At 49.7% G+C, this 20,375-nt stretch carries 27 protein-coding genes; 2 read left to right on the forward strand and 25 right to left on the reverse strand.

The features are described 5' to 3' along the window. Nucleotides 1-8: 8 nt before the first annotated feature. From spoIVA to TY10_RS08645, 22 genes are all read right to left on the reverse strand, one after another. Nucleotides 9-1,487: a stage IV sporulation protein A gene (gene spoIVA / locus TY10_RS08545; RefSeq protein ID WP_042162578.1), complete on the reverse strand. Its 1,479-nt coding sequence runs from the start codon at nucleotides 1,485-1,487 to the stop codon at nucleotides 9-11. Between the two features lie 271 nt (nucleotides 1,488-1,758). Continuing rightward, nucleotides 1,759-2,499, reverse strand: a complete 741-nt coding sequence (locus TY10_RS08550) for a DUF3939 domain-containing protein (protein ID WP_052350442.1) — start codon at nucleotides 2,497-2,499, stop codon at nucleotides 1,759-1,761. Between the two features lie 45 nt (nucleotides 2,500-2,544). Then, nucleotides 2,545-2,874, reverse strand: coding sequence for a 2Fe-2S iron-sulfur cluster-binding protein (locus TY10_RS08555; RefSeq protein ID WP_420329389.1), 330 nt, complete (start codon nucleotides 2,872-2,874; stop codon nucleotides 2,545-2,547). A gap of 17 nt (nucleotides 2,875-2,891) precedes the next feature. Continuing rightward, nucleotides 2,892-3,488, reverse strand: coding sequence for a nucleotidyltransferase family protein (locus TY10_RS08560; RefSeq protein ID WP_042162583.1), 597 nt, complete (start codon nucleotides 3,486-3,488; stop codon nucleotides 2,892-2,894). A 14-nt stretch (nucleotides 3,489-3,502) separates the two neighbouring features. Then, nucleotides 3,503-3,799 (reverse strand): 2Fe-2S iron-sulfur cluster-binding protein, encoded by a 297-nt coding sequence (locus TY10_RS08565; RefSeq protein WP_042162585.1) that lies wholly within the window; start codon nucleotides 3,797-3,799, stop codon nucleotides 3,503-3,505. Between the two features lie 46 nt (nucleotides 3,800-3,845). Beyond that, nucleotides 3,846-4,025, reverse strand: coding sequence for a DUF2768 family protein (locus tag TY10_RS08570; RefSeq protein WP_042162587.1), 180 nt, complete (start codon nucleotides 4,023-4,025; stop codon nucleotides 3,846-3,848). A 147-nt stretch (nucleotides 4,026-4,172) separates the two neighbouring features. Beyond that, entirely contained in the window at nucleotides 4,173-4,451 is a 279-nt protein-coding gene (locus tag TY10_RS08575; RefSeq protein WP_042162588.1) for a stage VI sporulation protein F, read from the reverse strand. A 115-nt stretch (nucleotides 4,452-4,566) separates the two neighbouring features. Next, nucleotides 4,567-5,601, reverse strand: a complete 1,035-nt coding sequence (locus TY10_RS08580; RefSeq protein ID WP_042162589.1) for an NAD(P)H-dependent glycerol-3-phosphate dehydrogenase — start codon at nucleotides 5,599-5,601, stop codon at nucleotides 4,567-4,569. Nucleotides 5,602-5,605: 4 nt separating this feature from the next. After that, nucleotides 5,606-6,214, reverse strand: coding sequence for a glycerol-3-phosphate 1-O-acyltransferase PlsY (gene plsY / locus TY10_RS08585; protein WP_042162683.1), 609 nt, complete (start codon nucleotides 6,212-6,214; stop codon nucleotides 5,606-5,608). Between the two features lie 12 nt (nucleotides 6,215-6,226). Then, nucleotides 6,227-7,549, reverse strand: a complete 1,323-nt coding sequence (gene der, locus TY10_RS08590) for a ribosome biogenesis GTPase Der (RefSeq protein ID WP_042162590.1) — start codon at nucleotides 7,547-7,549, stop codon at nucleotides 6,227-6,229. A gap of 78 nt (nucleotides 7,550-7,627) precedes the next feature. Then, complete coding sequence (locus TY10_RS08595; RefSeq protein ID WP_042162591.1) at nucleotides 7,628-8,269, reverse strand: YphA family membrane protein; 642 nt, start codon at nucleotides 8,267-8,269, stop codon at nucleotides 7,628-7,630. A gap of 146 nt (nucleotides 8,270-8,415) precedes the next feature. Beyond that, entirely contained in the window at nucleotides 8,416-9,660 is a 1,245-nt protein-coding gene (gene rpsA / locus TY10_RS08600) for a 30S ribosomal protein S1 (protein WP_042162592.1), read from the reverse strand. Nucleotides 9,661-9,773: 113 nt separating this feature from the next. Next, entirely contained in the window at nucleotides 9,774-10,355 is a 582-nt protein-coding gene (locus TY10_RS08605) for a lysophospholipid acyltransferase family protein (RefSeq protein WP_042162593.1), read from the reverse strand. Between the two features lie 3 nt (nucleotides 10,356-10,358). Next, nucleotides 10,359-11,054 carry a (d)CMP kinase gene (gene cmk, locus TY10_RS08610; protein WP_042162594.1) on the reverse strand — a complete coding sequence of 232 codons (696 nt, stop codon included), beginning with the start codon at nucleotides 11,052-11,054 and terminating at the stop codon, nucleotides 10,359-10,361. A 150-nt stretch (nucleotides 11,055-11,204) separates the two neighbouring features. Continuing rightward, nucleotides 11,205-11,426 carry a hypothetical protein gene (locus TY10_RS08615; protein WP_042162596.1) on the reverse strand — a complete coding sequence of 74 codons (222 nt, stop codon included), beginning with the start codon at nucleotides 11,424-11,426 and terminating at the stop codon, nucleotides 11,205-11,207. 63 nt (nucleotides 11,427-11,489) lie between these two features. Beyond that, a complete protein-coding gene (locus TY10_RS08620; RefSeq protein WP_202903164.1) occupies nucleotides 11,490-12,143 on the reverse strand; it encodes a flagellar brake protein in 654 nt (217 codons plus the stop codon). A gap of 60 nt (nucleotides 12,144-12,203) precedes the next feature. Then, the gene (gene ypeB, locus TY10_RS08625; RefSeq protein ID WP_042162598.1) at nucleotides 12,204-13,562 is read right to left on the reverse strand and encodes a germination protein YpeB; all 1,359 of its coding nucleotides are present in this window, start codon (nucleotides 13,560-13,562) and stop codon (nucleotides 12,204-12,206) included. 72 nt (nucleotides 13,563-13,634) lie between these two features. Continuing rightward, complete coding sequence (locus tag TY10_RS30990; protein WP_202903165.1) at nucleotides 13,635-13,790, reverse strand: hypothetical protein; 156 nt, start codon at nucleotides 13,788-13,790, stop codon at nucleotides 13,635-13,637. Nucleotides 13,791-13,842: 52 nt separating this feature from the next. Continuing rightward, the gene (prsW, locus tag TY10_RS08630) at nucleotides 13,843-14,541 is read right to left on the reverse strand and encodes a glutamic-type intramembrane protease PrsW (RefSeq protein ID WP_042162599.1); all 699 of its coding nucleotides are present in this window, start codon (nucleotides 14,539-14,541) and stop codon (nucleotides 13,843-13,845) included. A gap of 54 nt (nucleotides 14,542-14,595) precedes the next feature. Beyond that, on the reverse strand, nucleotides 14,596-15,846 hold the full coding sequence (locus TY10_RS08635) for a Glu/Leu/Phe/Val family dehydrogenase (protein WP_042162600.1): 1,251 nt from the start codon (nucleotides 15,844-15,846) through the stop codon (nucleotides 14,596-14,598). A 137-nt stretch (nucleotides 15,847-15,983) separates the two neighbouring features. Beyond that, entirely contained in the window at nucleotides 15,984-16,598 is a 615-nt protein-coding gene (locus TY10_RS08640; protein ID WP_042162601.1) for a genetic competence negative regulator, read from the reverse strand. Nucleotides 16,599-16,797: 199 nt separating this feature from the next. Further along, on the reverse strand, nucleotides 16,798-17,121 hold the full coding sequence (locus TY10_RS08645; RefSeq protein ID WP_042162602.1) for a hypothetical protein: 324 nt from the start codon (nucleotides 17,119-17,121) through the stop codon (nucleotides 16,798-16,800). Nucleotides 17,122-17,279: 158 nt separating this feature from the next. Between TY10_RS08645 and TY10_RS08650 the strand changes: the two genes are divergently transcribed. Next, on the forward strand, nucleotides 17,280-18,125 hold the full coding sequence (locus tag TY10_RS08650; RefSeq protein WP_042162604.1) for a polysaccharide deacetylase family protein: 846 nt from the start codon (nucleotides 17,280-17,282) through the stop codon (nucleotides 18,123-18,125). Here TY10_RS08650 and TY10_RS08655 read toward each other — a convergent pair whose 3' ends face one another. Continuing rightward, nucleotides 18,126-18,359, reverse strand: a complete 234-nt coding sequence (locus TY10_RS08655; RefSeq protein ID WP_042162605.1) for a hypothetical protein — start codon at nucleotides 18,357-18,359, stop codon at nucleotides 18,126-18,128. It lies immediately after the preceding gene. Nucleotides 18,360-18,364: 5 nt separating this feature from the next. Then, nucleotides 18,365-18,961 carry a CPBP family intramembrane glutamic endopeptidase gene (locus tag TY10_RS08660; RefSeq protein WP_042162606.1) on the reverse strand — a complete coding sequence of 199 codons (597 nt, stop codon included), beginning with the start codon at nucleotides 18,959-18,961 and terminating at the stop codon, nucleotides 18,365-18,367. Nucleotides 18,962-19,068: 107 nt separating this feature from the next. Here TY10_RS08660 and TY10_RS08665 point away from each other — a divergent pair, with 107 nt between their 5' ends. Continuing rightward, entirely contained in the window at nucleotides 19,069-19,986 is a 918-nt protein-coding gene (locus tag TY10_RS08665) for a hypothetical protein (RefSeq protein ID WP_042162607.1), read from the forward strand. Between the two features lie 2 nt (nucleotides 19,987-19,988). Here TY10_RS08665 and TY10_RS08670 read toward each other — a convergent pair whose 3' ends face one another. Further along, nucleotides 19,989-20,315: a rhodanese-like domain-containing protein gene (locus tag TY10_RS08670; protein ID WP_042162684.1), complete on the reverse strand. Its 327-nt coding sequence runs from the start codon at nucleotides 20,313-20,315 to the stop codon at nucleotides 19,989-19,991. Between the last annotated feature and the right edge of the window lie 60 nt (nucleotides 20,316-20,375).

Raw genomic sequence — 20,375 nt, forward strand, 5'->3', positions numbered from 1 at the left:
TCATTGGATTACAAGATGATTGCAATGAGTCCGCCGGAGCCTTCATTAATAATTCTGCCGAGTGTTTCTTGCAATTTGTAGCGTGCGTTGTCCGGCATCATTGCAATTTTACCCTGGATACCTTCCCGGACCAGCGAGTGAAGTGAACGGCCAAAGATGTCGGATTCCCAAATTTTAATCGGATCGGCTTCAAAGTCCTGCATCAGATAACGCACCAGCTCTTCCGTCTGTTTCTCTGAACCGATAATGGGTGCAAACTCGGACTCGACGTCGACCCTGATCATATGAATCGACGGCGCTGTCGCCTTCAGCCTTACACCAAAGCGTGAGCCCTGACGGATCAGCTCCGGCTCGTCGAGCGCCATCTCCGCAAGTGTAGGAGCAGCGATGCCATAGCCTGTAGCTTTCACCATTTCGAGCGCTTCGGCGAAGCGGTCGTATTCCCGCTTGGCATGCGAGAACTCCTGCATTAATTGAAGCAAGTGGTCTTTACCGCGAATCTCGACGCCAACGACTTCCATTAAGATGCGATCGTACAATTCGTCCGGTGCGTACAGATCGATCTCCGCAACCCCTTGCCCCATGTTCATGCCGCTGAGGCCGGCTCTTGCGATAAAGTCGTAGTCCATGAACTGCGAGACGACGCGGTCAACATCCCGTAAACGGCGAATGTCCTTGACCGTATCACGAACGGAATTTTCATAATTGCTGCGCAGCCAGTGCTGTTCATTCAGAACCATAACCCAGCTTGGAAGGTTGACATTCACTTCATGAACCGGGAATTCGTAGAGCACTTCGCGAAGGACAGAGACGACTTCCTCTTCTCCCATCGTAGCTACGCTAAGCGTAATAACCGGTATATCGTATTTGGCCTGAAGCTCGCCGCGCAGATTGAGCGCTTCCTCGCTTCTTGGTCTCGTCGAGTTGATGATCAGCACGAATGGCTTGCCGACTTCCTTCAGCTCGCTGATAACTCGTTCTTCCGCTTCCACATAGGAGCTGCGCGGAATTTCCGCGATTGTACCGTCGGTCGTCACGACGACGCCAAGCGTCGAATGCTCTTGTATCACTTTGCGAGTACCGATTTCAGCTGCTTCCTGGAACGGAATCGGCTCATCGAACCAAGGTGTCGTAATCATGCGAGGTCCATTTTCATCCTCGTAGCCTTTGGCGCCCTCTACCGCGTAGCCTACGCAATCAACCAGCCTCACATTAACTTCAAGGCCTTCGCTGACTCGCAGCTGGACAGCCTGATTCGGTACGAATTTCGGCTCGGTTGTCATGATCGTTTTACCTGCGGCGCTTTGAGGAAGTTCGTCAACGGCGCGGACCCGCTCGGCTTCACTAGCAATATTAGGAAGCACGACCGTCTCCATAAACCGTTTGATAAACGTTGATTTGCCCGTTCGGACTGCCCCGACTACCCCGAGGTAAATATCCCCGCCGGTACGTTCGGCAATGTCCTTGAAAATGTCCACTTTCTCCACTGAATATCCCCTCCCAATTGATTTTCCGGTTCGCCGCCTTCCACCGGACAAGAGGGCAGGCCAGCGACGCAACTCGTACAGCTTTTTGGACTAGTAATAGCATATTGTCCATACTCTCCGATTATGCCGATTCCTTTCTAGAAATCTTTTTAATCGGGTCACACCTCTTGCCCTTCCAAGACTGAGTTATATGAGGATGGAAGGTTTTCTATACCAAAAAATCCTCATTAACACCCTTCTCAGGGGTCAATGAGGATTTTCACTTCATAGGCTATGGAGCGATTGCAAGCGGCTCGCCGGCCTTCCAATGGTAGAGGGGCGATTTGACCGGCACGAACAGATCAGAGGATACGAGCACTTCTCGTACGTCCGCCCCTTCAGCCGGCTCGCCGCCGCTCTTCTGCACGGCTTGCATGAGATCTGGGCCATAATCGGCATACACATTGCCTTGCTCGTCCGTCATGAGGGCAAGCGTTTGCCCGGAATACTCACTGCGCAAGGAAGGCGCTTTGCGCTTTAGTGCGTCAAAATCGATATAGTGAAAGCCCGGGTAAGCCTCGCCGCCTTTTGGCACTTCGCCGTTATGGCTGCTTGAATACGTTCGCACCGCAGCCTGGATATCAACGAGCTGCTGGAAATTGACCAAGTTCATCAATTTCACCGCAGGCTCCGTATCTTCATTAATGATCAGAAAATAATAATTGCCGCCCTTTTCAAAAGCCGCCGAAGGAATGTCGCTGATGTAGCCTTGCGTTTGAAGCTGATGGAAGTCGATCTGAAACTTTTCGTATACCGGAGTTTCCGATGTACTGTTCTTAATCGGCAGCATTCCTGTCTCGGATTGATACTGATCGATGGCCGCCTGAACGTTGCGAACTGCTTCCTTTGGCGGAATCTGGTTTTCTTTCAACTGTTTCTTAGGATACATACAGCCGCTAAGCACCACAAGCGTCACAGCAGCCATAATGAGCAGCGTGGAACGGATACCGCGCCGCATTGCATAATTCATCATTTCCGTTGTCCTCCTAATTTCGGAATTGGCAACCACCGATAAAACTTACCACAGCTTGTCGTCCTGCTCTTCCGCTTGCTTCGCCAGCAATCTCTCTACGGCAGAGCGGAGCGGATCAGGCCGAATTTCCGCAATCACTTTTCCAGCGACCCTAGCCTGGCAAGACAAGCGAATATGCTCGCCATCCAACCCGGCCAGCTTATGTCGTTCATTGTCTGCAATCGGCAGCAGCTCGCTTCCCGGCGATACGCTCATTTTACACATAAAACAGGCAGCTTTGCCGCCGCATCTCGTGCGAATCGTCAATCCTGCTTGCCTTGCTGCGTCCAGCAGTGTCGTTCCCCGTCTTACTTTCACCGTTTTGCCGGATGGCAAGAAACGAACCTCTCCGTTCATCGCAGCACACCGGTCCGCTTCTCGGCAATCATCTGATGCACCTTCCGGATCATACCTGGCGTGAACGTATTATAAGACTCCAGCTGCTTCAGCGCATCCTCATGCTTCGCTTCATCCTGTACGTAAGCATCCATAATAAGCTGATAGCGATCCGGACGATCCCGCAGTACGTTGAACCACAACTCATGAGCGAGGGGCACGGTATGAACGAAATATTTGCCGTCCACGATGACCCGCTCTGCTAGCGGTTTCAGCAATTCCGATACTTTGGTCTCATAACGGCATCCATGTGCGCTCACGATAAATCCGCCTACTAGCTCAACGGAAACACCCTCCAGCTGAAAATGGCATAGCGTCGAACGGTAGATGCCTGTCTCGCTCAACACGGGGCTGTCAACCGCATAGGGACTTAACAGACTGTAAAGACGATCGAAATCGGCCTCATCGATGTATAAATCCAAATCATTAGGCTCGCTAGTCAGCGGCAAACCCCGCAGCATTAAACCCGTGCTGCCCCCGACAACCCAATCGATTCCGGTGCCCAATTGCGCAACGGATGCTAAAGCGCTTTCGATTCGTCCTTTTACGCTCATGATTGGCACTTCCTTTAGAAATAAGGTTTGTTGTAAGCTTTGATAACAATGCTGCTGTTCTTGACGACAGCCTGGCAAGCAAGTCTGTAGCCTTCCTCGAACTCTTCCGGCTCCAGACGGTCCCATTCGGCGTCCGTGATGCCTTCGAGCGCTTCCGAACCTTCCGTTATCATGCAGCGGCAGCGCGCACAGGTACCCCGCGTGCAGGAAGAGGACCAGTCGACTTTATGCTTTAGCGCCAATCGAAGCAGCGTCTCGCCCGCTTCCGATTCAACGACAGCCGTCTTTGTTCTTCCCTTCAGCTCGATCATTTCAATATTCCTTTCTACTGCATATGTATGGCATTCTTCTTGCTGCTTATATGATGGAGAAAAGACCGTAAATAAAACCGAATACGAGCATTAAGAACGCAATCAGCGATAAAATAAATTTCACAACGCCCTTGGTCTTCAAACGGGCGAATGTAATGATTACTGCGGCAATCGCCATCAGTCCGATACCAATAAAAGAAACCCACATTTTCGACATTGGATCCATGTGTCTATCTTCTCCTAATCTACAAAAGAATAAATCTTGCAACCTTCATTATAGCATCGACAGCAAAAAAGGACAAAAACGGAAAATAGCGCTCCGGATGAAATGCAAATTTCGTCCGGGGCGCCATTGCTTTTATCCGATCATGCGTTATCGTTTAATCATCATTTTCATTAACGATTCGATGTTGCCCATATTCATCCCGCTTGCCTTTACAGCTTTGACAATATCATTCATTGTCGAATCCGACACGGGAATTTTGGCCATCTCCGAAACCTGCTTAATAAGCTTGCGCAGCTCCGCTTCGTTCTGCATCGTTGTGTTGGTTACAGTGCTGGCCAGCTTCTTCACAGAGCCTTCGGTAATATTTTTGCCTGTTTTTTTGTTGATTGCCCCCAGCACATCTTTGGAAAAACTTTTCTTTTCCATGCTTCTCCCCTCCCGCAGCGATCGCTTCAGCATACCTAATTCGTAAGCATTGCCTAAGATCATCATATGAGAGGGGTCTGGGATTGGTGTAGGCGGTCATACCGCCTCAACGGGACTATTCGATCTGTTCAATCTCGTGTGTCTTGAGTCTGCCCATCAAATTCTCGACGGCTGTACGCGGCGAACTGCCTGCAAACAGCACCTGATAGAGCTGTGCAGTAATCGGCATTTCCACCTCATAGCGGCTGGCAAGCTCATAGGCGGCACGGGTCGTCTTCACACCCTCTACAACCATACCCATTCGCTCCAGCACTTCTTCAAGCGGTGAGCCGTCTGCAAGCATCGACCCGGCACGCCAGTTGCGGCTGTGCTTGCTCGTACAAGTAACGACAAGATCGCCAACGCCGGCAAGGCCCGCGAATGTGAGCGGATTAGCGCCCATCGCCGTACCAAGACGGCTAATCTCGGCCAATCCCCGCGTAATTAGCGCGGCTTTGGCGTTGTCTCCAAAGCCTAAGCCATCGGATAGGCCGGCTCCAAGTGCAATAATGTTCTTAATTGCACCTGCGACTTCTACACCTGCTACGTCTGGATTCGTGTAAACCCGGAAGTACCCGTTCATGAACGCGTCTTGGGCCTGTTCAGCCGCTTCCTGATCAGCAGATGCGACGACGACCGTCGTAGGCTGCTTGCGGATGACTTCCTCTGCATGACTTGGACCGGACAATACAGCAATCTGATCTGGCGAACGGCCCAGTTCCTCGGCCAATACCGTCGTCATTCTTTTCAGCGTGCCGGTCTCGAAGCCTTTCGTCGCATGAATGCACAATGTCGTTTCCTTCATAAAAGGCGCCGCCTGCTTTGCCACTTCGCGCATCGCAGCGGAAGGCGCAACAAACAGAGCCAGCTCGGCATCCTGCAGCGCTTCCTTCATTTCGGTCGTCGCCCGCAACAACTGAGGAAGCTTCACGCCGGGCAAATATTTCGAGTTTTCGTGCTCGGCATTGATTTGCTCTGCCTGATCGGCATTCCTTGTCCAAAGCAGCACGTCAAATCCGTTTTGCGCCAAGACGGAAGCCAGAGCCGTTCCCCAGCTTCCGGCAACGAACACGGCCGCGCGGCGCCCCGCCTGCGCTTTTGTTTCCGTCATCTTGTTATGCTCCTTTTTTCGCGCCGAGCTTGTTCTCCGTTCCTTGAACAAGCTTGACGATATTGGTCCGGTGACGGACGAAAGCAAACACGCAAAGCAATAAGCTGACCAGCAATAAAGGCAATGAATAATGAATGAGGCCGATCAAAAGCGGTACAAACGCCGCAAACAGCAGAGATCCCAAACTCACGTAACGCGTAATAGCAATAGATGCGATCGCGATAACGCCGGCAATAAGTGCAGGTACAAATGCCAATGTCACCATGACGCCAACGGTAGTCGAAATGCCCTTTCCGCCTTTGAAGCGGAACCATACCGGCCAATTGTGGCCTATAATGGCGGCAAGACCGCTGAGCACTGCCGTCCAGTCGCCTAGATCATCAGGACCAAGCAACCGGCCTATCAGCACAGCTGCGATACCTTTGGCAATATCCAGAACGAATACGAACAGACCAGGCCCTTTGCCCAGAACCCTGATCGTATTCGTTGCTCCGGCGTTGCCGCTTCCATGCTCCCGGATATCGATCCCTTTAACCAATCTTGCAATTACGATACTGAATGAAATCGAACCTAATAAATAACTGGCGACAACCGCAATAATAGCGTTCAGCAAAATCATTCTCCCCTAATCCTCGTCAGACTTCCTCCGTGTAAACAGACGAACCGGCGTGCCTTCGAAATCAAATGCCGCGCGGATTTTGTTTTCCAAGTAACGCTCGTACGAGAAATGCATCATATCCGGATCGTTGACAAAAATAACGATCGTCGGCGGCTTGGTTGCCACTTGCGTTACATAATTAATCTTCAGACGTCTTCCCTTGTCGGTCGGCGGCGGATTGTAGGCAACCGCATCGGCAACGACATCGTTCAGCAAGTGTGTCTGAATGCGCATTGCATGCTGCTGCGATACATGATTAACGATCGGAAGCAGCTTATGCAGACGCGACTTCGTAAGCGCCGACAAATACGTGACTGGCGCATAGGTCATGAACAGGAAATGATCGCGAATGTTTTGCGTAAAAGCGTTCATCGTCTTATCGTCTTTCTCGACGACATCCCATTTGTTCACGACAAAGATCGATGCTTTGCCCGCTTCATGAGCATAACCGGCAATGTGTTTGTCCTGCTCGATGATGCCTTCTTCGCCGTTAATAAGCACAAGCACGACATCCGCCCGCTCGATCGCTTTCATCGCGCGCATTACGCTGTACTTTTCCGTCGTTTCATATACTTTGCCGCGTTTGCGCATGCCGGCAGTGTCGATCAGGACGTAACGCTGACCGTCACGCTCGAACGGCGTATCGATCGCATCCCGCGTTGTTCCCGCCACATTGCTTACAATGACGCGCTCTTCGCCTAGCAAAGCATTTACGAGCGAAGACTTGCCTACGTTTGGACGTCCGATCAACGCAACCCGAATGACATCATCGTCATAACCGTCATCCTCAATAATTGGAAGCTTTTCTACCACAGCATCCAGCAAATCGCCGATTCCGATACCATGGGAACCGGAAATAGCCATCGGTTGTCCGAAACCGAGGCCGTAGAACTCATAGACCTCATCCATTCGATCCTGGTTATCTACTTTATTAACAGCCAGTACGATTGGCTTGCGGGAGCGGAAGAGCATCTGCGCCACTTCGTCATCCGAATGCGTCAAACCTGCTTTGGCGTCTACCATAAAAATAATGACATCCGCCTCTTCAATTGCCAGCTCCGCTTGCATGCGGACTGATTTCATAATTTCATCTTCGCCGTCGATCTCGATACCTCCGGTATCTACGATGCTGAAAGCGACGCCGTTCCATTCACCGGCACTATACAATCGATCGCGGGTAACCCCCGGTTTATCCTCTACAATTGCGAGCCGGTCGCCGACTATACGGTTGAATATGGTTGATTTGCCCACATTCGGACGCCCGACGATGGCGATAACGGGTCTTGCCATAGTTGATGTTCACTCCTTCAGAAATACTCACGTTTAACATCATAGCAAAAAACGACGTACTTGGCTAACTTTTCATCTTTATTCTGGGCTGCTTCGCTTGTTTTTCATTAAGAAAACAGCTAAATTTTCCATAACCGATCGTAAAATGGTGAAGGACATACTTATAATTCTCGCTGCGCCGAATGCAATCCATAAGCCGTCCCACCATGCTAATTCGCCAACTCCTCCGATATACCTTCCTCCGCTCAGCACTGCGAAATTTATTTCTGCGAATACTGCGGAAAATACGAGCACTGCAAATTGATGCTTGGCCTTAGATGAAAATGCAGCTGCCAATATTCCGCCAAGCAATGGAGCATCCCATCTCGGATCAAGCCAATAAAACACCGGGTCAGCTAAATACATCTTTTGCAGACAACCCCAAATAACGCCTGTCAACAAGGCGCATAAAAGCAAATACCATTTCGCTTCGGCCAAGCCTTGTCCATGAACAGCCGATAGAGCCGCAAGCATAAGCAAGATCGCACTGGCATGCCACATGATACTGACAGTCCCGAATGCTGTCGTATGCTGTAGAGGCTGCAGTATGATGCAGCCCGCTGCAATTATTGTTAATATCCGCTTATGGGCGATTGCTGCTCCTACCCATTCCGACCAGCCTGTAGCCATTAATATGAATAAGATCATTACAATCCATAACGTTATATATCCTGGATTCATAGGTCCATCACCTCTCATCGACCTATTATGCACCCAAGCGGGAACGGCTATGCCGGACTATATGTAAAAGCTGTAAAAAAAGAGACTTTACCCAGTATACGGGTACAGTCTCTTTGCTATACGTCTGAGATCCTTGAAGGATCTTATTATTTCAATTTGCTCAGCTTGTCGCCGAAACGCTCAGCCAGAGAGTAGCTCATGCTTTGGTTGCTCAAGCTAACATTCGGGTTATTGCCCAGATCCTCTTGCTTAGGCGAACGCTCGCGTTGCGGTTTGCTCGAACGCGGTGCTTGTTCAGCCGGTTGCTCAGGAGCTTCTTCTGTTTCTTTGATGCTCAGGCTTACGCGTTTTTCAGCCGGGTTGAAGTCCAATACTTTCGCTTGTACTTCTTGCCCTTCTTTCAGAACATCGTAAGGTGTTGCGATGTGGCGGTGTGCGATTTGGGAAATGTGCACAAGGCCTTCCACTCCAGGAGCGATTTCAACGAATGCGCCGAACGTTACGATACGGCGTACAGTACCCGTAACGATATCGCCGATTGCGAATTGGCCGTTAGCCGACTCCCAAGGACCTGGTTGAGCAGCTTTCAAGCTCAGGCTGATTTTACCCGCAGCCGGGTCAACTTTCAGCACTTTTACTGTTACCGCTTGACCTTCGGATACAACATCCTTCGGATGAGCGACATGCTGCCACGAAAGCTCCGATACGTGTACCAGACCGTCGATGCCGCCGATATCAACGAATGCGCCGAATGGCGTCAGGCGTTGTACAGTGCCTTCGAGTTGTTGGCCCACTTGCAGGGAACTCATAACTTGTTGTTTGCTTTGCTCGAACTCAGCGTCCAGAACTTCTTTCTGGGACAGGATCACTTTGTTGTTCTCGCGATCAATTTCTTTTACTTTCACGCGGAGCGTACGGCCTTTGTAATCGCTGAAATCTTCAACGAAATGACGCTCTACCATGGAAGCAGGGATGAAACCGCGTACGCCAACGTCAGCGACAAGGCCGCCTTTAACAACGTCAGCTACTGCAACTTCAAATACTTCTCCGCTTTCGAAACGGCTTTGCAGCACATCCCAAGCGCGGTCTCCGTCGATTTGGCGCTTCGACAGAACAAGTTTTTCTTTCTCGTCGTCGATGCTTACTACTTTCAGCTCTACCTCTTGGCCGATTTGAACGGCATCAGATGCATTGTCAAGCTGAACAGCGGAAAGCTCGCGAATCGGAATGATACCGTCATATTTATATCCAAGGCTTACATAAGCTTGGTTATCTTCGATTTTGACGATCGTGCCTTTAACGGTATCGCCTTTTTTCAAAGACACAAAATTGTCCATAGCCTCTTGATTTTCTTGAGCTACGGAGTCCTGAACATTGATTTCTTCTGACATTTGAAATAACCTCCTCAATTCATTACCCCAACTTTATTTAAACCCGCAGCCGTCCCTGACGGCGTGCAGCATTTAAAACAACGTAAATGGCTTTCGCCGTTCCCTGACGGGAATTATTGATTTTCTTTAATCATTTGGCGGATGCGGACCATGATGGCCTCTGTCACGCGCTCAAGCATATCCGGTGATGAATCATTAATGAATGCAGTAAGATCAACCGGTTTGCCGTAAATGATTTTCATTTTGCGGAAAGGCTTGTAGTTCCCGATAATCGCTACCGGAACAACAGTCGCTCCGCTGCGCATCGTAATCATAGCAGCGCCTTTTTTGGCTGCTGCGCCTTCTGCGCTGTTTCTCGTTCCTTCGGGAAAAATCCCCATCACTTCACCTTGCTGGAGAAGTCCGATTGCAGAACGAATGGCTTCCTTGCTGACGCCGCCCCGTTTCACGGGAAAAGCGCCAAGATCCCGGATCAACGGACCGAATACCGGAACGTTGAACAGCTCTTGCTTCGCCATATAATGAACCTTCCGCTTCAACTTAATGCCTACGGTTGGAGGATCAAAATTGCTCAGATGGTTCGAGGCAAGCACAACCGGGCCTTCTGCCGGTATGTTCTCCTTGCCTACCGCCTCTAGCCGGAAGATTACATTGTAGATGACGAGGAGAAGAAATCTGCAAATGCGGTATAACATAGTTTACTTCGCCTCCGCCAATTTGGTTCGGCTTAATTTGACAATTGCCCCGACAACTTCTTCAATCATCATCGTGGTACTGTCCATGACGAGCGCATCTGGTGCGCAAATGAGCGGAGCGATTTCTCTCTGCTCGTCCAGCCGGTCGCGGTCAGCAATTTCCTGAGCCAGCTGCTCCAGCGTTACGTCTTGTTTACCCGAAATTTCCTTGAAGCGGCGAGATGCGCGTTCTTCTACGGTAGCGGTCAGAAAAACTTTCAGTTCCGCGTTCGGCAGCACATGCGAGCCGATGTCCCGTCCGTCCATAACAACGCCTTTCCTGGCAGCAAGCTTCCGCTGCATGGCGCCCAGCACTTCTCTTACGGTTTCATTCGCTGCGATTAAGGAGACGATTAGCGTTACTTCACGGGAGCGGATAGAATCCGTTACGTCTTCACCGTTCAGCAATACTGTCTGCCCTTTGTCACCGGGAAGCAATTCAATGTCCAGCGATGTTGCCAGCGCTGCCAATGCTTTGCTGTCTTGCGGCTCAATGGAAGCCTTAAGCGCACTAAGCGTTACGGCCCGATACATAGCCCCGGTATCGATATAAATGTACCCTAGCTGTTCGGCAACCTTGCGTGCAACCGTACTTTTCCCTGCGCCTGCAGGGCCGTCGATAGCAATGTTAATCCGGTCGCTGTCACCGTCTTGCTGCATCACGAACAGTCAACCCCCTTAATAGAGACGGTTGGCCGATGCTTGAAGCAATTGCGACTCAAACCTCTCAAGAAAAAAGCAGGCTCTGCCTGCGAACGTGAAAATTATACCACACTATGGACATAGATGCAAAAGAACGAAAGGCTCCCACTACTCCGGAGCCGTCCCTTCCAAACGCTCTATATCGGTTATCCACCGTCTTATTGTGTCGTTTTGAAGCGCGATTTGCGATAAAACGACAGCAATCAGCAGCAGGATCGCCAGCTTGGCAAGCCTGCTGCTGACAGCGTCGGACAAGTCGCGGAAATAACGGAAACTCCGCTTCTTTCCGCGACTTGATCTATCATTTGTTCTATGGCTTCTGTCTGGCACCCGGCACACTTCCTTTATTTCCCTTATCAAGCTAGCATGCCTATGCTGCGGACAGATTATTCATTACCGGTTACGAAAATCCAGCTGCCTTTCAAAGCAGTAACGAATGATTTTTTGCCGTTCAGAATCACTGATGCTCACAAATTTAATCATGACCTGCTTCCGGCCCGACGTATGCTCGACGACTCGAACAACCTCCGCCTTGAATGAAGCATGCTCCAGCGAACCGTTCTTGTAAGGGACGAGCAGCCAGCAATCCAGTTCCATCTCGCGGGTGATTGCCCACTTGCCGTCGCAAAGAAACGAGATGCCGCCGCCGCCCACGTCGTCAGTATGGGTCACGAAATGTATCTGTCCCATAGCCGTAACGGAAATTTCGAGCTCGGCAGGCACGCGCAGGAAATGGCGGCGCTGCACCTTTGTGATTCGGTCTGGATCGGGCTTGCGAATCTTGATGAGCTTAATCGTATCCTCGCGAAAACCGATGACATGCGAATCAAAGTAGTTCTTAATGCCGTCCTCCGTCACATAATGAACGGAAAGCTCGTCCCCCAGATAAAGTCTCTTCATACGGCCGGTACTTTCGTTCAACGGATTCTCGATCAACAGCCCGTCTTCAAGTTCGTCGGCGATTCTCGCCTTGTACTCAACAGCTGCTTCCGCTTCATCCGAGGAAGCGATCTCGAAAAACAACATTTGGTTTACTCTAGGTAACAATTGGCTCCCCTCCCATAATGGTGTCATTATATCACACTCAATTTGAGGGGAGCCATATCATTATTTAGCGGCAGCAGCCGTACGATCTTGAGGAGACATTTCCTCGATCGATTCTTCCACACCGGAATCCGCATTAATATAGATACGGTAGATGCTTCCGTTTATTTTACCCGTATACTCATAGCAGAGCACTTCTTGACCCAAGTCATTCAATATAATCGCTTTCTGCTCCTTGGACACTTTCATTTCCGGATTGAGCGCTTTGCGACCCTCTGCCTGCGTAATTTTCGGAGCGGGGAGGTTGCGTGCATGATGCTCATGAACATAATCATTTGCTTGCAGGCCAACCGTTTCGCCGTTATCAAGGGCAACTTTCACCGTTAGCTTCTCAGGATAGATAAGCACGCCGTTTTGACTGGCGACGTAAGTTAATGTTCCGGCATTGTTGAAGTTGTCATAGGTGACCGCCTGCATTCCTTTAAACCCATGATCATTCAGGAATTTATCAGCCGCTTCCTTCGCTTTAACCGTGTTCAGCCGCTGCTCCCCGATGTCCCGGGAATCCATAAACCAGATCAGCTGGCCGCCTTTTTGCGTATAGTCCATCTGCAGTTTTTTTCCGTTCTTCGGCTCCGTTACCGTTGCGCTGTAGGACGCGTATTCCGTTCCTTTACCATTCTCTATCACTTTTATCTCGCCGGCGTTTTTGCCGACAAATTCAGCTGCACGCTTCTTGATATCATCGGCGGTAACGAGTTTGCCGCCCAGCATTTTGACCGTTCGTGTCTGATACATGCTGCTTACGGAAGGCCCCCAGTTGATTTCGGGATATTCGCTAACTTTTTTATCAACCGTCTTGAAGCCGTCGATAATACCGTTGCTGCCTTTCAAATTTTGCGCAGCCAGAGCCGTCTCAACGTCCATCCAGCGCAGCTTGGTGCCCAGCACTTGCTCCTGAACCCCCTGCAGATCATTCGAAATTTCCTCCGACTTGGCATAAAGCGTCTTAAGCGTACTAAATTCATCTTTGGACAGGGGCTGCTTCGTCAGATCGCGAACAGAGGTTTTATAAGCAAAGTTTGCGATTCTCGATAAAAAATCTTCCGCTTTATTGAACGGAAGCAGCGTCAGGGGCAATTGATTGATTTCGTTTTGCGCTTCGCTTGTAAGCCGCCATACGTTGACGAGCCCTTTGCGGTGGAAGCTTTGGGAGGTTGAGTTCACGGCCAGCGTGTTGCCTAGCTGCTGATGCAGCTGCTGAACGTGATAGGTTAGATTGTGGAATGCCCGCTGGTATTGGTTCTCGGCTTTGAGCAATATCGCATTTTTCTCTTGATGTTCCTGATAGCCCCAATAAGCAGCACCAATTAATAAGAGGGTCATGATGGGGAACAGCACAGCGCTGAGTCGTTTATACATAGCAGAAAAGCTCCTTTCTTGTCGAAACCTAGCGTTAGTTTGGTTTCGACAAGGGAGCTTTATACATCTGTTCTAAATACTGTGTTCTTCGACATCGAGATCATTGCTGTTATTGCAAATGCACTGCTTGAAGCCCGTATCGATGGAGCCTTTATCGCGCCGGCCGCGCAGCACGAACTTCTCTCCGCATACATTGCACCGGATCGTTACCTTCACTCTCGCTTCCATCCTTACCTCCTAAGCGGGATTAGCCTTTTAGAAGACAGTATGGACGGATCGTTTACAATTTAATCTCGTCCTCACGGGCGAGAAACCGGAAAGGCGATCTTTCATTGGCACGCTGCATTTTACGCAATCCCCATACCCAAAGCACCGCCATAAATGGAATGATGAAGTACATCCAGTTTTGCTGCTGCGTAATCATGATCCAGTCGTACGTGCCATGGAGTCCGAATGGCAGCAGCAGCGAGATGCCCAGATACAAATTGCGCTTGCGCTTGCTGAGCGTAAATTTGGCTTTGCCTACGTAATAACCCATCATGATGCCAAATAGCGCATGGCCGGATACCGGAAGCAGCGCACGCATGAGCAGCGTGCCAAATGTTGCGGGCGAGAATACGGCATACATGATATTCTCAAGCGTCGCAAAGCCAAGCGAGATGGAGGCTGCATAGACGATACCGTCATAGGGCTCGTCGAATTCGGTATGATTATAAATAATATGGTACAACACAAACCATTTCACCAGCTCTTCTACGCCTGCCGATTCGGCAAAGGCGAGCACGAGCGGTGATTCTCCCCACCAGAGCTGCAGTCCGCGTTGAATAACGATGATGGGCACTACGATCAAGACACCGAGCAGAAACATGCGAACAACCATATGAATCGGTTCAGCATCGTAGCGATCCTTCAGATATAAATAGGTGAGCAGCGAAACGCCGGGCGCCACCGCTGCCGTTAACACGGAAAACAAGAACATTTCGTCGGTCACCTCCAGCATCGGGGCTACGCCAAACGCCGGCCGCAAGCCGGGTTATACCCAGCCGCGATAACGAACCGCTTCCGCCATTTTGCGAACCCCTGTCATATAAGCGGCAAGCCGCATATCGACATTTCTCGTTTGATGAAGCTCATATACTTGCTTAAAGCCCCGGATCATCATAATCCGCAGCTTCGTATCCACTTCGTTCTCATCCCAATAGTAGCCTTGATTGTTCTGAACCCACTCGAAATAAGAGACGATGACGCCGCCAGCGCTTGCCAGAACGTCAGGTACGATCAGGATGCCCCTATCCGTCAATATTTGCGTCGCTTCAAGCGTCGTTGGGCCGTTGGCTGCTTCGACGATAATAGATGCGCGAATATTCGGAGCGTTGGCTTCCGTAATCTGATTCTCGATTGCAGCCGGCACCAGCACGTCGCAATCCAGCTCCAGCAGTTGATCATTCGTAATCGTCTGCGGGAATAAATTCGTAACGTTGCCAAATGAATCTCTGCGGTCAAGCAGATATGGGATATCCAATCCCTCTTCATTATACAACGCTCCGTTCACATCGGATATACCAATTACGCACGCGCCAGCCTCATGCATAAATTTGGCTAAATAACTGCCCGCATTGCCGAAGCCTTGAATGACGATTCTCGCGCCTTTAATTTCGATATCTCGGAGGGCGAGCGCCTCTTCAATCATAATAACGACGCCTCTGGCAGTTGCAGTCTCCCGCCCTTTCGAGCCGCCAAGTACGATCGGCTTCCCGGTAATAAAGCCAGGCGAGTCAAATTCACGAATCCGGCTGTATTCATCCAGCATCCAGGCCATTATTTGCGAATTGGTCATCACATCAGGTGCAGGAATATCCTTAGTAGGACCGACAATCTGGCTAACGGCTCGGACATAACCGCGGCTTACCCGCTCCAGTTCGCCGAATGACATTTTTCGCGGATCGCAAATAACGCCGCCTTTGCCCCCGCCGTATGGCAGATCGGCAATGCCGCATTTGAGACTCATCCAGATCGAAAGCGCCTTGACCTCCAGCTCTGTTACGCCAGGATGAAATCTTACGCCGCCTTTAGTTGGACCGACAGCAGCATTATGCTGGGAACGATAGCCGGTAAATATGGTCGTGGTCCCATCATCCATTCTTACTGGAATGCGTACCGTCAGGACGCGCATCGGCTCTTTCAGCAGTTCAATCATTGAATCCTGATGTCCAAGCTTGCGCAATGCTTGTTCAATTACTACTTGAGTAGATTTCAAAATATCATGTGCATGTATATCCGCCATGATGGATGCTCACCGCCTTTGTCTACATGTAATATGAACTAGCAGCCCCGACCATATTCGATTATTTTATTTTTTTAAAGCAAGAAGAGCATCAGGGGGACATATTTGCTCCTCCGATGCTCTTCTCCATGTGCTTCTCAGTTATAAAAATGAGTGCATACTTCCCGTACAGCGTCTGACGGCATGATCACCTTTCCATATTCCTCGAGCATCGCGTAAGTAACCGATGTCGCTTCTCCATATTCCGCCAGCAAGGCGATTACGGCATTGTGACGGGAAGAATCGATCAGGGCTGGCTCAAGCGCCAATATCCACTTCCCGTTGTAGGAATACAAGCGTCCATCCTCTGTCAGACCGGCAGCCTGCAATTGCTTACAAACGCTGATGACATCTTCAAAATCCCGGAAGGAATACATTACGATGTCGCTCTGCTCCATCGTCACTTCCATTTCGTATATCTCGTCTTCCGTGTCTTCATCGTCGGTTGCCCGCTCGTCGGATTGACCGTTCATTTTGCCACGGGTTACAATGACGACCATTCCCTGGGCAGGTAAGGCAAATACTTCGACCGCTAACGGGCCGCTGGCATCGAATCCAAGTTCACTGTATGCTTGGTCCATCATTTCGCTGAATAGCTCGTGTACCTTTGGAATTTCGCGCCACATGTCTTCCTTCTGGATCCCACGTTCCAGCAGGTCGTCGAACGTCAGGAAAATCCGAATCTTGTCCTGACTAAGCCGCTCGATTTTCATGACAGGATCCTCCTCTGCAGCATCTGTTGTAACAGCGTATGAAATTATTGAGAAGATGTGATCAAATTGATCAAATCGTACTATGTAACTACTTTATCATGTCTAACCATGGATTGCACCTAAATTAGGCAAAAAAAGAATCGTTTGAAACGTGCAGCATCGTTGCCCGTTCAAGCGATTCCCCTCTTCCTGTACCTAATTAATGCATGCGGGACGACGATTCCGCCATAACCTGATTGGCTTGCTCCTTTAGCTTGGGATCGCTGTTAATAATGGCTTCAATCCGTTCCCAATTTCCTTCTGATTTTACGGCGGTACCGTCTGTATGCTTTGGGGCGGATGCAACCGCCTTCGTCTTCCAGTCATTCATCATCATCATCGACATCGATTTACGTCCAAGCTTCGAGAGCCCGTTTGACATCGTTGCCGACAGCCACGCCGCCGTACCTGGACGCTTGCGCGCCATATAGAGCGCCGCTGCTGCGCCAATTGCGCCTCCGACTATAAAACCCCTTAGCCTCATCAAGCAAACCTCCTTATAAATATCGTTTCACCCGATATTTTGGCCGTACTGGATGAAGGCCATCCTGCTAAAATAAAGGAAAACTTGCTTAACGGCAGCGAATTTTGAATATGCTACAATAGAATCGATTATACAAGCACAGGAGGGAATCATCAGTTATGAATGCAGCAGTAAAATCGATTGGCACTATCGCGGCCGCAGCCGCAGCGGCCCTGCTTCTCACCTCATGCGGCAGCGCAGCATCCAATAAAAACAACATAGCGGCCACCTTCCCAGCCATTACTGCCACCCCGGCGCAGGAGACTCCTTCTCCGCTGCCATCGCCTGCGGCAACCGAGACGACAGCCGCTGCAGAGGAAATTAAGACGCTCTACAAAATGAACAAGGTTTACCGTTTCGTTCCCATTGAAGAGTCAACCGATAAAAAAGTCGTTTTGCTCACCTTTGATGACGGCCCGCATAACAAAGAAGTATTGACCAGCCTGCTGGACACGCTCGATAAGCATCATGCGAAAGCGATTTTTTTCGTGAACGGTTACCGGGTGAAAACTCATCCCGAGCTGCTCACTCTTATTAAAGAGCGCGGACAGACGATTGGCAATCACTCCTGGGACCATATCGATCTGAAAAAAGAAGACGAAACGAAGATCGAACAGCAAATCAGTGACGTGCAAAAGGATGTAGAGAACATTACGGGCGAGCCGCCCCGTTTCTTCCGTCCCCCTTACGGCTCTGGAGGAGACAAGGTGAAGGAAATAGCAAAAAACCACGGCCTGTTATTCATGACGTGGTCGAATGGTTCACTGGACTGGGAACAAAAGTCGCCTGGCGATCCCGATAAAGTAACCGCCAACGTGCTGGAGCAGCTCCATCCCGGCGCAAATATTTTAATGCATGAACTGAAATGGACGGCAGAAGCGCTCGACGGGCTGCTGACGAAGCTAGAGGATAAAGGATACGGCTTCATCGATCCCGCAACCATTGAGCTGCCGGCACAATCCTGATTATTGCGTATATTTGATGCCGTACCAGAACAATCCGGCCACTAGCGACACGAATAAAATAAACAATACATTATAATACCATTTCGTAATCTTTGGAGCTTGGGAAGGAAATTTTTTTCTTCTGGGCGGCAGCTGCGCCTCGGCATTCGTTACGGTGTCGTTGCGAGGCGGCGCTGCCGCCTTCTCATGCTGTTGTCTTCTCCTTGACCTCCCGAATTTTTCTACCCTGCTCATGACTGCTATTCTTGCTCCCTCCTGAAACGAATAATGAGCCCCATTATGAAATCGATCATAAAATGCGCAATAATCGGCGCCCATAAAGTGTCCGTCATATTATAAATCCAGCCTAACCCATAGCTGATCGAAAAGACAAGTCCCGTTGGTATCCAGTGCTTTAGGTACCGGACATGGATTGCAGCGAACACAATACTAGTCCAATAGGCCCCTATTGAATGCTGAATAGCCCCGCGAAACAGCAGCTCCTCACAAACAGCAACGACAAAAGATATGACGGCGATATGCCAGACAGGCCGCAATCGGAAGATACGGTCGTTGACCCCTCCGTCATCGCCCGCTTCCTCAGGCACCCATCTGGAGATTAACAGGTCAACTGCGACTACAGCCCCTGCCAGACCAAGTCCCCACCATACAAATTGAAGGTTTTGCGGGATATGAAATAAATGAATTATGTTCTGACGCTGAAATAATACCCAGATCAAACCGATAATAAGAGTAAGTGCCTGGGTCATGTACAAATTGATGAGCAGCATACGGTCGTCAAGCTCATCTACGCTCACCTTGCGCACGCGTATTTTACGGATGTCGAATTTTTTCATGTCTTCCCGCCTGTCTTGAAGGTTCATATTTCCTTTTATGAGCATTTCGCCTATACTGGTAGGGCACAAACGACAGCATCCATTTATTACATAGAAGGAGATTTGTGATGGAGAAAAGATTAACTAGAACCGCCATGTTTTTCAGCGTTGGCTTCGTATTTATGGTCGCTTTCGCTGCCGGCGCCTTCTTCTTCGGATTGAAGATCGGAACGGACAAAGCCGAAACCAAGTATGAGATGAAGCAATTGAAAAGCCAGTCCAATGAAAATGCCGTTCCTTATCAACAGCAAGACCTTGTATCATTCTATCATACCGTATTTTTGCCTTACCGTGAATTTCAAACGGAATGGATCAAAGCCATCAACAAATTGCAGCAAGGCCAGTTGACCGAACCGGTCGCTATTTTCAAAGGTCTTGGCGATCTAGCTAATCGTAAAAACAAGGAAGTCTCTTCCTTTGATATGCAAAAATCACCGTTGCTTGGACAAGCGCAAGCCAGCATGATCCGCAGTCTGGAGCAGTTCGAGCAAGCTGCCGGCAAAGCAGCTGTCCACGCAAAAACGTTAAAGAACAAACCGCTTATCGACGCTATCGAAAAAGAAGCTACCTACCAGAAGGCGGTAAACAGTACGCTCGATGCTCAGCAAGCTTATTTCTCCGCTATGCTGAAGTGGGGCGCAACCGTTAACTCGGACATTCCGGGAGACTTCACTTCTCCGAACATTATGGAAATTAATCAATGGAAGAAGCTTCCGTTAATTGTGAAAAACAAGCTGATGGCCGATCATCTCAAGAAGCGGCAGCAGCTAGCGGCATTTTACCCGCAGGACTTGACCAGCCGCGTTGACGAATTTATTCAAACGGGTCAGCAATCGGAGATGAAGGTTCGTTCCGTCTCAGCAATTGTAGAGCTTATGGTCAATACGAAGGCGGTCCGAAGCGGCGACTTTACTGCCAGCAAAGCTGCGCAATATGAGAAAGAGACGCTCCCGCAGCTGCCTTTCTTTTATGCTGAAGCCGAGTAAGCTCAATCATACTGAAATCCTTGAAGCAAGGCTATGGCAGCCATTCCTCCCTCAACATTGTGGAGACTGCCGTAGCCTTGTTCTTGCAAGTAACGGCATACAGCTGCGCTTCGCACACCGTGTGCGCATACAATATATAATGGCTTGTCATCATCCAGCTCGCCAAGGCGATGCGGAATGCTGTTCATCGGAATGAGAAGCGACGATTCCAAATGATAATATTCCCATTCGTGAAGCTCACGCACATCAATCACTTGCTCCCGCTGCAGCTTGCCTTCATCCATAAGCTTCAACAGCTCGTCTGCACTTATATCTTGCCATTCATTCATTTCGTCACTTCCTTTCATTTTGAGTAGGTATAATGGTTGAATCATAACGAAAATTTCATT

The sequence above is a fragment of the Paenibacillus gorillae genome, assembly GCF_000513275.1.
Taxonomy (GTDB): domain Bacteria; phylum Bacillota; class Bacilli; order Paenibacillales; family Paenibacillaceae; genus Pristimantibacillus; species Pristimantibacillus gorillae.

What these genes read in the sequence shown, in the direction of transcription:
- TY10_RS08650 (WP_042162604.1), top strand. Translation starts at nt 17,280, where the DNA reads ATGAATGCAGCAGTAAAATCGATTGGCACTATCGCGGCCGCAGCCGCA.
- TY10_RS30990 (WP_202903165.1), bottom strand. Translation starts at nt 13,790, where the DNA reads ATGGAAGCGAGAGTGAAGGTAACGATCCGGTGCAATGTATGCGGAGAG.
- TY10_RS08645 (WP_042162602.1), bottom strand. Translation starts at nt 17,121, where the DNA reads ATGAGGCTAAGGGGTTTTATAGTCGGAGGCGCAATTGGCGCAGCAGCG.
- TY10_RS08660 (WP_042162606.1), bottom strand. Translation starts at nt 18,961, where the DNA reads ATGAAAAAATTCGACATCCGTAAAATACGCGTGCGCAAGGTGAGCGTA.
- TY10_RS08595 (WP_042162591.1), bottom strand. Translation starts at nt 8,269, where the DNA reads ATGAATCCAGGATATATAACGTTATGGATTGTAATGATCTTATTCATA.
- TY10_RS08655 (WP_042162605.1), bottom strand. Translation starts at nt 18,359, where the DNA reads ATGAGCAGGGTAGAAAAATTCGGGAGGTCAAGGAGAAGACAACAGCAT.
- rpsA (WP_042162592.1), bottom strand. Translation starts at nt 9,660, where the DNA reads ATGTCAGAAGAAATCAATGTTCAGGACTCCGTAGCTCAAGAAAATCAA.
- TY10_RS08635 (WP_042162600.1), bottom strand. Translation starts at nt 15,846, where the DNA reads ATGGCGGATATACATGCACATGATATTTTGAAATCTACTCAAGTAGTA.
- TY10_RS08580 (WP_042162589.1), bottom strand. Translation starts at nt 5,601, where the DNA reads ATGACGGAAACAAAAGCGCAGGCGGGGCGCCGCGCGGCCGTGTTCGTT.
- TY10_RS08640 (WP_042162601.1), bottom strand. Translation starts at nt 16,598, where the DNA reads ATGAAAATCGAGCGGCTTAGTCAGGACAAGATTCGGATTTTCCTGACG.
- TY10_RS08560 (WP_042162583.1), bottom strand. Translation starts at nt 3,488, where the DNA reads ATGAGCGTAAAAGGACGAATCGAAAGCGCTTTAGCATCCGTTGCGCAA.
- prsW (WP_042162599.1), bottom strand. Translation starts at nt 14,541, where the DNA reads ATGTTCTTGTTTTCCGTGTTAACGGCAGCGGTGGCGCCCGGCGTTTCG.
- TY10_RS08550 (WP_052350442.1), bottom strand. Translation starts at nt 2,499, where the DNA reads ATGATGAATTATGCAATGCGGCGCGGTATCCGTTCCACGCTGCTCATT.
- der (WP_042162590.1), bottom strand. Translation starts at nt 7,549, where the DNA reads ATGGCAAGACCCGTTATCGCCATCGTCGGGCGTCCGAATGTGGGCAAA.
- ypeB (WP_042162598.1), bottom strand. Translation starts at nt 13,562, where the DNA reads ATGTATAAACGACTCAGCGCTGTGCTGTTCCCCATCATGACCCTCTTA.
- TY10_RS08565 (WP_042162585.1), bottom strand. Translation starts at nt 3,799, where the DNA reads ATGATCGAGCTGAAGGGAAGAACAAAGACGGCTGTCGTTGAATCGGAA.
- cmk (WP_042162594.1), bottom strand. Translation starts at nt 11,054, where the DNA reads ATGCAGCAAGACGGTGACAGCGACCGGATTAACATTGCTATCGACGGC.
- TY10_RS08605 (WP_042162593.1), bottom strand. Translation starts at nt 10,355, where the DNA reads ATGTTATACCGCATTTGCAGATTTCTTCTCCTCGTCATCTACAATGTA.
- TY10_RS08670 (WP_042162684.1), bottom strand. Translation starts at nt 20,315, where the DNA reads ATGAATGAATGGCAAGATATAAGTGCAGACGAGCTGTTGAAGCTTATG.
- TY10_RS08570 (WP_042162587.1), bottom strand. Translation starts at nt 4,025, where the DNA reads ATGGATCCAATGTCGAAAATGTGGGTTTCTTTTATTGGTATCGGACTG.
- TY10_RS08665 (WP_042162607.1), top strand. Translation starts at nt 19,069, where the DNA reads ATGGAGAAAAGATTAACTAGAACCGCCATGTTTTTCAGCGTTGGCTTC.
- TY10_RS08575 (WP_042162588.1), bottom strand. Translation starts at nt 4,451, where the DNA reads ATGGAAAAGAAAAGTTTTTCCAAAGATGTGCTGGGGGCAATCAACAAA.